This is a genomic window from Sphingobium quisquiliarum P25, from assembly GCF_000445065.1.
Lineage (GTDB): Bacteria > Pseudomonadota > Alphaproteobacteria > Sphingomonadales > Sphingomonadaceae > Sphingobium > Sphingobium quisquiliarum.
On the sequence record NZ_ATHO01000156.1, the window covers coordinates 1 to 14,160 of the forward strand.

General features: G+C 62.2%; 12 protein-coding genes. 3 read left to right on the forward strand and 9 right to left on the reverse strand.

Translation table 11 applies throughout. The features are described from left to right. Both L288_RS39055 and L288_RS39060 read right to left on the reverse strand, forming a co-directional pair. Positions 1-1,087 (reverse strand): GAF domain-containing protein (locus L288_RS39055; RefSeq protein WP_236613060.1); only part of this gene is annotated, 1,087 nt, incomplete at its 3' end. Positions 1,088-1,323: 236 nt separating this feature from the next. Then, the gene (locus L288_RS39060) at positions 1,324-1,656 is read right to left on the reverse strand and encodes an SWIB/MDM2 domain-containing protein (RefSeq protein WP_021239607.1); all 333 of its coding nucleotides are present in this window, start codon (positions 1,654-1,656) and stop codon (positions 1,324-1,326) included. 179 nt (positions 1,657-1,835) lie between these two features. Between L288_RS39060 and L288_RS39065 the strand changes: the two genes are divergently transcribed. The 3 genes from L288_RS39065 (at position 1,836) to L288_RS39075 (ending at position 7,444) form a co-directional block, all read left to right on the forward strand. Beyond that, on the forward strand, positions 1,836-2,504 hold the full coding sequence (locus L288_RS39065; protein WP_021239608.1) for an SDR family oxidoreductase: 669 nt from the start codon (positions 1,836-1,838) through the stop codon (positions 2,502-2,504). Positions 2,505-2,818: 314 nt separating this feature from the next. Continuing rightward, complete coding sequence (locus L288_RS39070) at positions 2,819-5,266, forward strand: TonB-dependent receptor (protein WP_236613061.1); 2,448 nt, start codon at positions 2,819-2,821, stop codon at positions 5,264-5,266. A gap of 378 nt (positions 5,267-5,644) precedes the next feature. Next, the gene (locus tag L288_RS39075; RefSeq protein ID WP_021239610.1) at positions 5,645-7,444 is read left to right on the forward strand and encodes a putative bifunctional diguanylate cyclase/phosphodiesterase; all 1,800 of its coding nucleotides are present in this window, start codon (positions 5,645-5,647) and stop codon (positions 7,442-7,444) included. 88 nt (positions 7,445-7,532) lie between these two features. Here L288_RS39075 and L288_RS39080 read toward each other — a convergent pair whose 3' ends face one another. The 7 genes from L288_RS39080 to L288_RS39110 all read right to left on the reverse strand — a co-directional run bounded on the left by L288_RS39080 (position 7,533) and on the right by L288_RS39110 (position 14,157). Next, the gene (locus L288_RS39080; RefSeq protein ID WP_021239611.1) at positions 7,533-10,085 is read right to left on the reverse strand and encodes a TonB-dependent receptor; all 2,553 of its coding nucleotides are present in this window, start codon (positions 10,083-10,085) and stop codon (positions 7,533-7,535) included. A 48-nt stretch (positions 10,086-10,133) separates the two neighbouring features. Beyond that, positions 10,134-11,066, reverse strand: a complete 933-nt coding sequence (locus tag L288_RS39085; RefSeq protein ID WP_030539887.1) for a catechol 2,3-dioxygenase — start codon at positions 11,064-11,066, stop codon at positions 10,134-10,136. Continuing rightward, positions 11,067-11,501, reverse strand: coding sequence for a GlcG/HbpS family heme-binding protein (locus L288_RS39090; RefSeq protein WP_021239613.1), 435 nt, complete (start codon positions 11,499-11,501; stop codon positions 11,067-11,069). It lies immediately after the preceding gene. Continuing rightward, positions 11,498-11,845, reverse strand: coding sequence for a 2Fe-2S iron-sulfur cluster-binding protein (locus tag L288_RS39095; RefSeq protein WP_021239614.1), 348 nt, complete (start codon positions 11,843-11,845; stop codon positions 11,498-11,500). Before L288_RS39095 ends, L288_RS39090 begins: the two co-directional genes overlap by 4 nt. Before the next feature lie 103 nt (positions 11,846-11,948). Continuing rightward, complete coding sequence (dmpG, locus tag L288_RS39100) at positions 11,949-13,022, reverse strand: 4-hydroxy-2-oxovalerate aldolase (RefSeq protein ID WP_021239615.1); 1,074 nt, start codon at positions 13,020-13,022, stop codon at positions 11,949-11,951. After that, complete coding sequence (locus tag L288_RS39105; protein WP_021239616.1) at positions 13,022-13,945, reverse strand: acetaldehyde dehydrogenase (acetylating); 924 nt, start codon at positions 13,943-13,945, stop codon at positions 13,022-13,024. Before L288_RS39105 ends, dmpG begins: the two co-directional genes overlap by 1 nt. Next, positions 13,942-14,157, reverse strand: coding sequence for a tautomerase family protein (locus L288_RS39110; RefSeq protein WP_030539892.1), 216 nt, complete (start codon positions 14,155-14,157; stop codon positions 13,942-13,944). Before L288_RS39110 ends, L288_RS39105 begins: the two co-directional genes overlap by 4 nt. Between the last annotated feature and the right edge of the window lie 3 nt (positions 14,158-14,160).

The following is a 14,160-nucleotide window of genomic DNA, read 5'->3' on the forward strand; positions in this document are numbered from 1 at the left end:
GTTCGCCCGCCTGGTTCTGGAGCGAGGCCTGCGCGCGCGTCAGGTCGTCGCGCTGGATTTCCAGCTGGCGCGCCTGTTCTTCCAGCCGGGCGTTGCTTTCCTCCAGCTCCGTCTGCTGCGCCTCCAGCCGGGTCGCGGCCTCCTGCAACTGGCGGCTCTGCGTTTCCAGCTCGTCATTATTGGCGCGCAGTTCCTCGCTCTGCGTCTGCAATTCCTCGGCCTGCTGCTGCGTTTCCTCCAGCAATTCCCGCAACCGCGCGCGATATTTGCCCGACCGGATCGCCACGCCCAGCTGATGGCCGATGCGCTCCATGAAATCCTGCGCCAGCGCCGCGCGCGCCTTTGGCATGCCAAGCTCGATCACCGCATTGACCTGCCCGTCCGCCTTGGCCGCGGCGATCAGCAGCGTGGCGGGCTTGCTCTGCCCCAGCCCCGATCCGTAATAAAGATAGCCGTCCGGCACCGCGTCCAGCAGGACGGGCCGCCCGTCGCGCGCCACTTCGGACAGCAGGCCATCGGATTGCCCGAACCGCACCGGCAACTGCGCCTCGGCCGGGACGCCGTAGGTCGCGTGGCGGCGGAAGCCGTCGCCATTGCGAATGAAGATCGCGCCCGCCCGCGCGCCCAGATGATCCGCCAGGAACAGCAGCGCGCTGCGCGCCAGTTCATCCAGCGGCTGCTCCCCGCCGACCGCATCAGCCAGTCCCACCTGCCCCGTCTGCACCCATTCTTCCCGCTGGATCGCATTGCGGTTGCGGATGAACAGGAAGCCGACAAAGGCCAATATCCATGTCACCGCGCAACCCAGCGTACGGTTCAGCGCAGCGATGGAAGGGTCAATGCCCAGCGGCGCAAGGGTGAAGCCGACGATGGTCAGCAAGGTCGCCAGCGCGGCCACGACCAGCGGCGCCTGCGGCCGGGGCGCGAGATAGGCGATCACCGCAGGCAGCAGATAGGCCACCCACACCGCCGTCCCCAGCGGAAAGACCAGGTCCGCCACGAACGGCAGGACCAGCAGCACGGCCAGCATCGTGTATATGAGGGAAGAACGGGCGCGATCGGTCATGGACAGCATGGCGGTACTCAAATGGGATAGCCGCCTCCTTTAGAGCGGCTGATCCCCAAGGTGCAAATCCTGCGTGGAAAATTTGCGGCCAGCCGGCTCGTGGCATGAGATCCATGCGCTCCCACGAAGGCGACCGATGGAGACGAGCGGACGCCCGGAGCCCGGTGCGGACGGCGGGCTGAACGTCGCAGCCATAACGCACGCCACCTCCGGCGCGATCATCGCCGCGCCGGAGGTGGCGTGATGGTTCGTGCGCGTCAGGCTTTCAGATGCTTGGCCAGATGCTTGTTCATTTCGAACATGCTCGCCTTCTTGCCGCCGAATATCTTCTCCAGCTTGCTGTCGGCCAGGATTTCGCGCTTGTCCTTGGGGTTTTGCAGGTCATTGGCCTTGATATAGTCCCAGACCTTCTTGACCACTTCACTGCGCGGAATCTTCTTGTCGCCGACGATCTCGGCCAGTTCGGGCGAGGGCGTGACGGGCGCCGTGATCCCGCCCCGCGCGCCGCCTGCGGGCTTGCCGGTCTTCTTCACCTTGGAAACGGCTGCCTTCGTCTCCTGCTCGCCACGCTGCTCCCGGGTACGCGCCATCGATCATTCCTCTTTCAGGCGAGACGAGGCCAAGGACCCGGCTCTCGCGAGTTGATGATCAGCCTAAGTCCCGACCGGCCAAAAAGTTGCCTTGAAAGAGGGCGATTCAATCATTGCTTCGATGATCGCGGCTCTTTTACTAGGGGGCTGCGGCAGAGTGAGCATTTACGGAGAGGGATATGGCGTTGAAAATTATCGTCGCTGGCGGCTTCGGCGTCCTGGGCCGGGCAGTCTGCGCCACACTGGCAGAGGAAGGCCATAGCATGGCCGTCATCGACATGGCCGCCGCACCGGAAGGGTTTGGCGGCATCGCGCTGGAGGGCATCAATCTGGCCGATGAAGCCGCCGTGATCTCCGCTTATGCAACGGCGGCGCAGGCGATGGGCGGCATCGACGCCGTGGTCAATGTGGCGGGCGGCTTCCTGTGGGAAACCGTGGCGGACGGATCGATCGACAACTGGGACAGGATGTACCGGATGAACGTGCGCACGGCGGCCATTTCATCCCGCGCGGCCTTGCAGCATCTTCCTTCCGGCGGCGCGATCGTCAATGTGGGCGCGGCGGCCGCGGCCAATGTGCTGACGGGCATGGCGCCCTATGCCGCGTCGAAAGCCGGGGTGATGGCCCTGACCGAGGGGCTTGCCGACGAATTGCGGCCGCGCGGGATTCGCGTCAATGCGGTCCTCCCCACCATCCTCGACACGCCCGCCAACCGGAAGGACATGCCCGATGCCGATACCGGCAACTGGGTAAGGCCGGAGGCGGCGGCGAAGGTGATCGCCTTCCTGCTCTCGCCGCAAAGCGCCTGCGTCACGGGCGTGGGCGTCAAATTGTCCCTGGCGGGCTGACGGCGCTGATTGGCCCTTCGCCTGTTGCAGAAATGCCGCAGGCGCAGGGCTAATTTTGGGGGCCGCGCCTGCATCGACGTTCGTTGCGGGCGTCTCAAGCGCCTTCTGAAAACCGGGCGGCAAACTCAGCAAAAAACGCACGAAAACGTGTTTTTCCGCTGGTCCTTTCCTGCCTGCGGTATCGACGTCCGGCGATCAGAAGTTTGCCCAATGCGTTAGTGTGCACTTACTTTTTGCCTTCATGCGCCCGTCCTCGCCTTGACAAAGTAAACCGCCAAGTGCAGTTCCCCGCCCAACATTCTGGGGAGGTTGCCGTGAATCGGAACTTTATTTCTTTGCTTTCCAGCGGTGTAGCCATCACCGCGCTGATGTCCTTCGCTCCCGCCCATGCGCAGGACGTTGCGGCGGATGCATCCGCCCAGGCCCCTGCGGCCGCAGCGGCGGAACCCGTCTTTGACGAGATCGTCGTCACCGCGACGCGTGACACGCGCAGCCTTCAGGACGTGCCGATGTCGGTCAATGCAGTGACCGGCGAGCAGATTCAGAAGCTCAACATCCTCGACACCAAGGATATCTCGCGCCTGGCGCCCGGTCTTGAGCTGACCAACACCACCGGCCGCAACAACACGACCACGCTGCGCGGTATCGGCTTCGACCCCGATCAGGGCACCGATCCGACGGTCCAGATCTACCTCAACGAAGCGCCCGCGAACGCGCAGACCGTCTTCACGGCGATGTACGACATCGGCCAGATCGAAGTGCTGCGCGGTCCGCAGGGCCTCCTGCGCGGCCTGTCCTCGCCGGGCGGTTCGATCACCGTCACGACCCGCCGCCCGAAGTTCGACGAGGTGGAAGGCTTCGTCCAGGGCACCATTTCCGACCGCCACGCCTATAACGTCCAGGGCGGCGTCACCCTGCCCTTCAACGACAAGGTTTCGCTGCGCGTCGCGGCGCTGGTCGACGGCAATCGCGGCAATCAGGTGCGCAACATCACCAACGGCGATTTCTCGCGCGGCAACACACAGAGCGGTCGCATCACCCTGGGCCTGCGTCCGACGGAAGATTTTACCGCCTACCTCACCTATCAATATCTGCAATCGGACGTGCGCCAGTACGGTCAGGTCTTCGGCCCGGCCAGCAGCTTCGGCGGCGTGCCGTCGGGTCCGGGCGATATCGGCGTCAGGGATCGCGTCGCGGTCGCGGACGGGCTGAACCGGTTCAAGAACGTCTCGCACATCGTCAACCTCAATTTCGACTGGGATCTGGGCTGGGCCAATCTGACGGGCGTCGCCGCCTATCAGGCGTCCGACCTCGACCAGGTTCGCGACAGCGATCCGGGCAACGGCATTCCGGGCCTCGCGGTCGTTCAGACCACCCAGTCGCCTTTCCGTGTCCCCACCTTCGAACTGCGCCTGTCCTCCAATAATGACGGCATGTTCGGTTGGGGCCTGGGCGCCTTCTACCAGAAGACGACCGGCACCACCATTTCAACCCAGGACGCCCCGCAATTCTTCGCGCCCGCGCCGGCGGTTACCGGCGCCTACCTGCCGATCAATTCGGTCGCGACGATCCCCATCTATCAGGAAGTCATCTCCTTTAACGCGAATGGCCGCGTCCGTTCCGGCGGCTTCACGCTGGAAGGTGGCCTGCGCTACACGATGATCAAGAGCAAGCGGGTTGCGGACATCGTCACGACCTCGCCCGGCCTGCCGGGTATCCCGGCGGGTCTGCCGGGCGGCCCCTTCACGATTTCCCAGAACGGCATCCCTGCCGGGCTGGACGAACAGAAGAACAAGCCGCTGACGGGCGGCGCGACGCTGACCTATGAATTCAGCCCCGCGCTCACCGGCTACGTCGCCTACGGCCATTCCTTCCGTGCGGGCAGCGTCGGCGTTGCGGTTCCGGTCGGCATATCGTCGGACCTGATCGCGACCCGCAATGAAAAGACCGACAATTTCGAGGTCGGGTTGAAGGGCTCTGCCTTCAACCGCCGCCTGAACTTCGCCGTGGCCGGATTCTACCAGACGTTCGACGGCTTCTTGGGACGCTTCCCAGGCGTCTTCTATAACTGCGCCAACGTCTCGCCCGGCGTCTGCGGCGTCGTCGGTGGCAACCCCCCGGCCACGCCCATCAACAATGGCACGGACACTCCGGCCGTCGATAGCGGTTTCGACTTCAACTATAATGGCGACGCCACCGTGAAGGGCATCGAAGCCACGATCGACGCCCGCCCGACGGACTTCTGGGACCTGTCGGTCAACATGGCCTATGTGAAGGCCCGTTATAAGAATGGCGAACGCCTGCCTTGCAACGACTTCAACGGCGACGGCCGCCCGGACACCACGGGCAACGCGGCCATCACCGGCAGCGGCAATGTCAGCTTCTGCGAACTGTCGCGGCTCAGCGACACGCCGAACTTCAGCCTGTCGGCCACGACGGAACTGCGCATCCCGGTCGAAGGCGCTGTCGAGCCCTTCGTTCGCGGCCTGATCAGCTACCGTCCGGGCGTCTATTCCGAACGCCGCGACTTCGACTATCCCAGCCGCACCCTCATCGACCTGTTCGCGGGCGTGCGCGGCAATGACGGACAGTGGGAACTGACCGGCTTCGTCAAGAATGTGCTGAACCAGCAGCGGATCACCGACTTCCTGCCCGCGCCGCAGATTTCGACGCAGCTCGCCGGTACGGTCCAGTCGGGTTACGCGACGATCAACACCACCTTGCCGCGCGAATTCGGCCTGATCGCCAGCTTCCGCTGGTAACAGGCAGCGGGGCGGAGCGATCGCCCCCTTCGCGTCACGATCAGGAGCTTGCCGCAGCGCGGCAGGCTCCTTTTTTGTTGATGTCCGGTTCTTGAGGGGCCGCCATCCCCTTCGGCTGGCTCAACAAGCGATCATTTCAGAACAGCATCAGCCCCCGGTAAAGCCACCAGGGGTCATACGCCTGCGCGGACTGTTGCTATTCTGTAACGGACGCCGCTCTGTTCATGGACCAGACGGTTCTTCGGGGAAGAATCCTGCGCGGCGCATCCTCTATTCTACGCCACCTTGCGTGATTCCCCATATTTTGAGGCTATTAAGACTGTTTTGACCAATGATCGCATAGAGGGGCGTCGCACAATATTTGCGTAGGAGAAGAAGGTGGGGCGGCCCTACGATCAGGACGAATGGCTTGAGGGCGAGCAGATCAGCCCGCTCGCCTTCGCGGGCGAGCGTAACGCCATCGTCCTGACGGACAGGTTTTCCTCCGGCACCATCCAGCAAGCTCTCCAGATCAGCGAGGAACGATATCGCTACACCGTCGCGCTGAGCCCGCTCATCCCCTGGATCGCCGATGCGGGGGGCGGCGTGATGGACATAGACGTGCGCGGCCTGGAAAGGACGGGCCTGTCCTACGAACAATGCATGGGGTGGAATTTCCTGTCGGCGATCCACGCCTCCGACCGCCCCCTTGTAAAGGCCGCGTGGGAAGAAGCCCGCCTGACGGGGCAGCCGCTCGATTATGAAATGCGGCTGCGTCAGCATGACGGCAGCTTCCGCTGGCAGCGCTGCCGCGCGGCGCCTCGCCGCCGGGCTGACGGCGGGATACTGTGCTGGTACGGCACGATCGAGGATATAGACGACCGGAAAATGGCGGATGAAGCCGTCCGCTGGTCAGCCGATCATGACGATCTCACCGGCCTTTGGAACAGGCGCGCGTTCATGGACGGGCTCCGCAAGGCGCTTGCGGGCGCGGAAGGCAGCGACGTCGAAATCGCCCTGCTGCTCATCGACCTTGACGGCTTCAAATCCCTTAACGACCGCCACGGCCATGATGCAGGGGACGGTCTGCTGAAGGCGACGGCGCGGCGATTGGAGAAGTTCGGCGCTGGCGACGCCCTGGCAGGACGGCTGGGTGGCGACGAATTCGCGCTGTTCATATATACGGCCGACCGGCAACAGCTTGAGGCGACGGTCGGCGAACTTCGGGAGGTGCTGACCGCGCCCTGCTCCCTCAACGGACAGGCGCATATTTGCCGCGCCAGCATCGGCGTCGCCCTGTATCCGGCGCACGGGAAGGATGCGGACGGCCTGTACAAATGCGCTGATCTGGCGCTGTACGAAGCGAAGGAGGCGGGCGGCGGCGTCCGCTATTTCAAGAGCGAGATGCGCGCCGACCAGCAGGTGCACATGTCGGAACTGTCGATCGCCCGCCATGTTCTGGACCATGACCAGGTCCAGCCCTTCTACCAGCCCAAGGTCGATCTGCGCTCCGGCGCTGTCGTGGGGTTCGAAGCCCTGCTGCGCTGGAACGATCATATCTATGGCGTCCACACGCCAGCCATGATCCCGGCCGCTTTCGAGGATGCGGAACTGGCGATCGCCCTCGACCAGCGCATTTTCGAAAGGGTTGCCGCCGACATCGCCAGCTGGCGCAAGGCGGGCCTGGCGTTTGGCCGGATCGCGATCAACATTGCGGCGGTGCAGTTCGGCCAGCCCGACTTCGCGGACCGCCTTCTGGATCAGGTGGCCTGCGCGGGCATAGAGCCTTCCTCGCTGGAACTGGAAATCACGGAATCAGTGTTTTTCGGACGCGCCGTCCGCAAGATACTGGGCATATTCGAACGCTTGCGCGCGGCGGGCATGACGATCGCGCTCGACGATTTCGGAACCGGCTATGCGTCGTTGATCCATCTCAAGCAATTCCCGATCGACGTGCTCAAGATCGATTGTTCCTTCGTGCGCGCGCTGAAGGACAGCACCAACGCCGCGATCGTGCAGACGGTGACTGACCTGGGGAAACGGCTGGGCATCACCACGGTGGCCGAGGGCGTCGAAACAGAAGCCCAGGCGGCCCAGTTGCGCCGCAAGGGATGCAATCTGGCCCAGGGTTATCTGTTCAGCCCCGCCATATCCGCGGATCAGGTGCCCGCCGTGCTTGCCAAACGGTATCCGGTGTGATCCTTCCAGCACGTTGACACAAATTCGGCAGGGTCAGCCGTCATTCGCCCATCGAGGCCGCCCTGCCTGACAGTTCCGCCAAATCCCGCTAGTTGCGAACACGCAAGGTCAGGAACCATTCGCGCGGACGGCTGAATACGCCGGAATAGATGGCTTCGGCATTGGTATAGCCCGACACGACCACCCTGCGATCGGCAATATTGGTGACGCCCGCCTGCACTTCATATCTTTCATCCGGTGAGCGCCAGGTGGCCGAGGCGTTGAAGTAACTGCCGCCCGGCGTCGCAAGAACCGGCGTGTTCGCTTCATCGTTGAATGTGCGGCTGGCATAGGTCCAGTCCACCCGCGGCGTGAAAGATCCGATGTTCGCGGTTTCGATCGTGTAAGCGGTGCCCGCCTGCGCCTGCCATTTCGGCGTATTGACGAACTTCTCGTCCCCGGAAAGGGGGACGCCGGGCAGAACGGACTGATATTCGGCATCGAGATAGCCCGCGCTGGCATCCAGCGTCCAGTTGCGCGCCGGAGCAAGATTAAGTTCGACCTCCGCACCGCGAATACGGCCATTGCCCCCATTTGCCGTGACGGGCGAAGCTCCATTCTGGAAGGTGAGCTGAATGCCATTATATTCCGTATTGAACAGCGCCAGGTTCAGCCGCACGCGGCGGTCGAACAGTTCGGACTTGAATCCGACTTCGGTCGTATACGCCTTTTCCGGGCCGAATGTCGGTGCGCCCTGCCTGACGGGCAGCCCGGTTACAGGATCGACGATGAAATTGGGCGCGGTCAGCCGCGTCGTCCAGCCGCCCCCCTTATATCCAGTGGCGTGGGAGGCATAGATCATCATGCGCTGGTTGATGTGATATTCAGCGCCCAGACGGTAGGACAGGTTGTTGAATGACAGCCGGTTTTCACCAATGGGATAGAGCAGATAGGGGTCCGCCGGGTCGGGCGACACCAGTGCTGGCGGCAGTTGGAAAAGACGAATGCCGAAGGCGTTTTCGTCCCGCTGCGTACCTGTGAAGCGCTTGCGGTCATGCGTATAGCGAATGCCCAGCGTGATGCCGATCTTATCGGGGACGATTTCGATATTATTGTGCATGAAGGCGGCGTAGGATTTTGTATCCCAGCGATTATCGGGCGAATAGACCTGGATCAACCCTCCGGTAAAGGGAACGCCTTCATCATGGCGTCCCCATTCATGGAAATAATAGCCGCCCAGAACAAACTTCCATCGGTCCTGAAGAACATTGCCGACAAGCTGGACCTCTTCCGACAACTGGTTTTCATTGGTTTCGAAAGTAGGGTTCAGCGCGGAAAAGGGAGCGCCGCCTATATCCACCCCGAATTTGGATTCCAGCCGCCGGTAGGCCGTTATCGATTTCAGCGTCAGGTCCCCCGTCAGGGCATATTCGATCTGGCCGTTGATCCCGTAATTGTCGATCTTGTTGAAATTGGCGCCGCTGGCATAGGAACGGTCCGGGTCGATGCTGCCGTCCCCTTTCCGGACGACGTAGCGTCCATCATAGGGAAGATGCTGTCCGGCCTGGCTTTCCAGTGACGGCTGTGCCCCGGTGGGAGAAGCCGGGTTTCCGCGAGGACCGGCGCAAAGGTCCGCCACGCCCGCAGCCGGAGCACCCGCCATCGCGGCGACTGGCGCGTAGAAGCCGGGATTGCCGGAAATGCACGTGTTATAGAGCGCGACATAGGCATTCTGGTTGACCTGGAGCAAGGAGAAGGGCGTCGCCTGCTCATCGACGTTCAGATAATCGCCAATCAACCGGACGGTCAGGCGGTCGTCAGGCGTGAAAAGCGCCTTTACGCGGAATGCGGTCTGGTTCTGGTTGCCGGAGCGGCCCGGCCGGTCCTTGGCCGTAATGGGAAAGAGCAGCGCCTCATCCGTGTTTGTGTTTTGCGGCCCGCCCGATGCGCCACCCGTCGCGAGCAGCCAGATGGGATTGTTGCCCGTGTCCCCGGCATAGGGAATCCGCTTCTGATAGCCGTCCCGATGCTTGGTCGAAAAGGCGAAGCCAAGGCGGAGCACATCGGGAATGACCGGCGCTTCGAGCGACGCCCGCACGTCGATCCGGTCGAAACGGCCGGTCGTCACCTCGCCCTTATACTTCCACGCATTGCCGGGATCGGCGGTGACGATGTTGAGCGCGCCGCCGATCGTATTGCGTCCGAACAGCGTTCCTTGAGGTCCCTTCAAGACTTCGACCCGTTCAAGATCAAGCAGATCCACATTCGCACCAATGTTGCGGGCGAGATAGACATTGTCGATATAGACGCCAACGCCCGGTTCCAGATTGAAGGCGAAGTCATTCTGGCCGATGCCGCGAATATAAGTGTAGAGAGTCGAACTCGATCCGCCAAAGGCTCCCGAACTTTTCAGCGTTACATTGGGAGCCTGGCCGCTGATGCTGGCGATATCGGAGAGACCCTTGGCCTGGAGCGCATCCCCGGTGACAGCGGAAATCGCTATGGGAACATCCTGCGCGCTTTCGGAACGCCTCTGGGCCGTCACCACGATCTCTTGCAGCCCGCCGCTATCCTGCGCGGCGAAATCCTGGGCATGAACGGGCGCGCCAAGGACGAGCGCCACCGTCAGCGCCGAAGCGCCGTCAAAAAAGCCGATCTTCATTTCAACCTCCCCTAAGGCGGTGCTTATCCCGCCAGATTTATCGAAAATTCAGGTCAAGACATCGAGAAAGCTCTGCCGCGGCATGTTGTCGTGCGAGAAGGTGGCTCGCCCGATCTGACTGGTGTCCCAGGTAAGTTGCGGCGTATCGGGATAATGGACATATCCCCCCGTAAACACTTCATTGCGATTACCGGAAGGATCGAAAAAGTAGATCGTCGCACCCCGCGTCACACCATGACGATTAGGCGATACATCCACCGCGATATTATATTTGCCGATCAGGTCGCCCGCGTGAAACAGGTCGTTCACCGATTCCAGCAGGAATGAAATGTGGTGGAAGCGGTTGCCATCCGGCTGCAAGACGAAAGCGATGTCATGCGGCTTGTTCGATCCGGTGAGGAAGATGGCTATGCGCGTCTCATCCTCATGACTGATCAGTTCCTCGCTGATGCTCATTTCGAAAATGGAAGTGAAGATCTCGCGATTGCGCATGATCTCGGAACTGCCGAGTAGAATATGATCAAGCCGGATCACCCGCATGCCGCGAATATAGCCTTCATCAGGAATGGTCCCAGGATTATGCGTGGGCATGCCATTTCCGATCTGGTCCTTCTGCGCATATATTTGCATCAGATGGCCTGATGGCAGCCGGAACTGAATGCGCCGCCCGCTCCGGGGATAGGTGCCTGCCGGTATATGTTCGACCGTCAGGCCATATTCGGTCAGCGCCTTTTCGAACCGTTCCAGATCAGAGTCCGCATAGGTTTTGAACGCGAAATATTCGATGCCGGGCGTATCGCTCTGCATCAGGACGAGCGAATAGATGTCATGCTCGTCGGACGCCTTGTAATAAAGCTTGTCACGATCGCCCTTGTGCGTTTCGATCAATCCGATGCGTTCACCATAATGGCGGCGCGCTTCGTCCAGGTCGAATACCCGGAGGCAAACCTCCCCGACACGCAATAATCCACGAATTGCCATTCACCCTCTCCCCGGCGTCATAGCGGCGGAGGCATAGGCGGCGATATCCTCGTCCTGCTCCTCGCTCCCGCCCGAAACGCCCAAACCACCCGCTGCCTGGCCATCCAGTTCCAGCGCGACGCCTCCGGGCACCTCCGTCAAGCGCGGCCGCCGCAGCAGCCCTTCCCGCACCGCCCGCGACGATCCTGCAAGCAATATCCCGAACCCGCGCGTGGACATGGAAAAGCTGGCGGCCGTGTATGCCTTGTCGATGGCGAGATCGGCCGAACTCAGGAAAGCGCCCGGCATCCTGATGAACCCGGCCAGGTTACCGCCGCCATCGACAATGGCGATATTGGCCTTCACGCCCAGCACCCCGGCTCTGGCGCATGCCGAAGACAGCATGAGTTCGATCGCCGGAAGGGCCGGCCCCGATATCGTGACGGCGGCGTTCATGCGGGCAGTCCCGGCCAAGAACCGGCGCCCCGGCGAAGCGGCATCGGCACGATCGTCATGTCGCTCAACGGGTAAAGGCGGCAGGACAGCCCGGCGCCCGAACCCTGATCGGCGGCAGTGACCATTGCGCGGGACATGGGACCAGCGGCAAAGCGCCCGGCAAGCACCTTGACGCGGCAGACGCCGCAGCCGCCGCTCCTGCATCCGACCGGCAACAAGGACTGCCCCGACGCGATCATGGCCGCGAGCACATTCTCATCCTCCCGGCAAGTGAAGCCGCCCTTGCGGCCAAGCACTTCAATCCGGCATCCATCGCGCCGTATCTCTTTTACTTCGCCGTACATGGCCTATCCTCTCCCGGCATTTATTCGCCTGACTATCCAATATCATTATTATCAACAAATACTCTTTAAGGTCCTTGCTGATGCCCGAAGCGTATCACTTGCGCTAACCGCCTGTCGCTGCCCGTACATGATTATGGCCGATCAGCCCCCGTTCCTTCGCCATGGTGAGCGCCGTGTCCTCGATCATGTCTTCCTGCCCGCCAATCATGCGCTGCCGGGCCAGTTCAATCAGGATGTCGCGCGCCGGGACGCCATATTTGCGCTGGCAATCCTTCGCCGGGTAAAGAAAGGTCGAATAGACACCGGCATAGCCCAGGGTCAGTGAATCGCGGTCCGCCCTGGGCGGCAGGGGCATCATCGGCAGGACGCGATCCTCGGCGACGTCCATGAGGCGGAAGACATCCACTCCGGTTTCGATACCCATGCGTTCGCAGACGGCCGCGAAAACCTCCAGCGGCGTATTGCCCGCTCCGGCGCCGAAACCTGCCGCCGATCCGTCGATACGATCCGCGCCGGACGCGACGGCCGCCAGGGAATTGGCGATGCCCATTCCCAGATTATGATGCCCGTGGAATCCGATTTCGGTTGCAGGCTGCAAGGCGGCGCGCATGACCGTGATCCGCGCGCTTACCTCATCGGGCAGCATATAACCGGCGCTGTCGGTGCAATAGACCGTCTCTGCGCCATAGCTCTCCATCAGCAGCGCCTGCTCCACCAGGGCGTCGGCCGGGGTCATATGCGCCATCATCAGGAAGCCGACCGTGTCCATGCCCAGCTCGCGCGCCAGGCCGATATGCTGTTCCGACACGTCAGCTTCGGTGCAATGGGTCGCGACATGGACGCATGATGCGCCGCAATCAGCCGCCATGCGCAGTTCGTCCAGCGTCCCGATACCGGGGACATGAAGCACCGAAATCCTCGCCTTCTTCATCCGCGGCGCGACCGCGCGCAGATATTCCTCGTCGCTGTGACGCCCCCGGCCATAGTTTAGCGAAGATCCGCCAAGGCCGTCCCCATGAGTCACCTGGATCAGCGGAACGCCCGCATCGTCCAGGCCGGTGGCAATATCGATCATCTGTTCGATGCTGATCTGGTGCCGCATCGAATGCATGCCGTCGCGCAGGCACATATCATGCAGCTTGACCCTGCGGCCACGGACCTCTTGCTCCTGCGTCATCAGGCGGCCTCCCCCGCGATCAGGGGAGCAAGGACGATTTTCCCGTCCAATATCTCCCGCGCGAACATTTCGGCAGCACGAGCGGCAGCGGCCGTCATGATATCAAGGTTCCCCGCATAGGCGGGCAGGAAGTCGCCCAGCCCTTCCACCTCCAGGAAGATGGAGACCTTTCGCCCATCAAATGCCGGGCCGTTCTTCAGCCGGTATCCCGGCACATATTTCTGCACCTCGGCGATCATGTCATGCACCGAACGGGTGATGGCCGCTTGATCGGGATCGTCCTGCGTTTCGCAATAGATGGTGTCCCGCATCACCAGCGGCGGTTCGGCGGGATTGATGACATTGATCGCCTTGCCGCGCCGGGCGCCGCCGACCTTGGCCACGGCGCCGGAAGTCGTCCGCGTGAATTCGTCGATATTCTTGCGCGTTCCCGGACCGACCGACTTCGAAGCCACCGTCGCGATGATCTCGGCATAATCGACCGGCTGGACGCGGCTGACCGCATGGACCATCGGAATGGTCGCCTGCCCGCCGCAGGTCACCATGTTGACATTCATGACCCGCCGGTCCGCGAGGCTGGCGAGATTGACCGGGGGAACGCAATAGGGACCGATCGCGGCGGGCGTCAGGTCGATCATCAACACACCCAACGCGTTGAGCTTGCGGCTGTTTTCGGCATGCACATAGGCAGACGTGGCTTCGAAGGCGATCTGGACGCCATCCGCCGCCACATATGGCACCAGTCCATCGACGCCCTGATCGGTGGTCTTCAGACCGAGCGCTTTGGCCCTTGCCAGCCCTTCCGATGCCGGGTCGACCCCCACCATCCATATCGGATCGAGCAGTTCGGAACGCAGCAGCTTGTAGAGCAGATCGGTGCCGATATTGCCCGGCCCGATGATCGCGCATTTGATCTTCGTCATTTCATTGGCTCCTCAAGCGCGTCTTCCGCACGCTCGGCAAATGTCACCCCGGCGACCGCATAATTGTCGAGCGGCGTTTCCTGGATCACGATCCTCACCTGTTCAGGTCTCGCGCCGACCGCGCTGATGGCGGCTGCGGTGAGCGCCCGGCAGAGGTCGCGCTTCTGTTCCCTGGTGCGCCCTTCAGCAAGCACCACTGAAATTATCGGCATCCT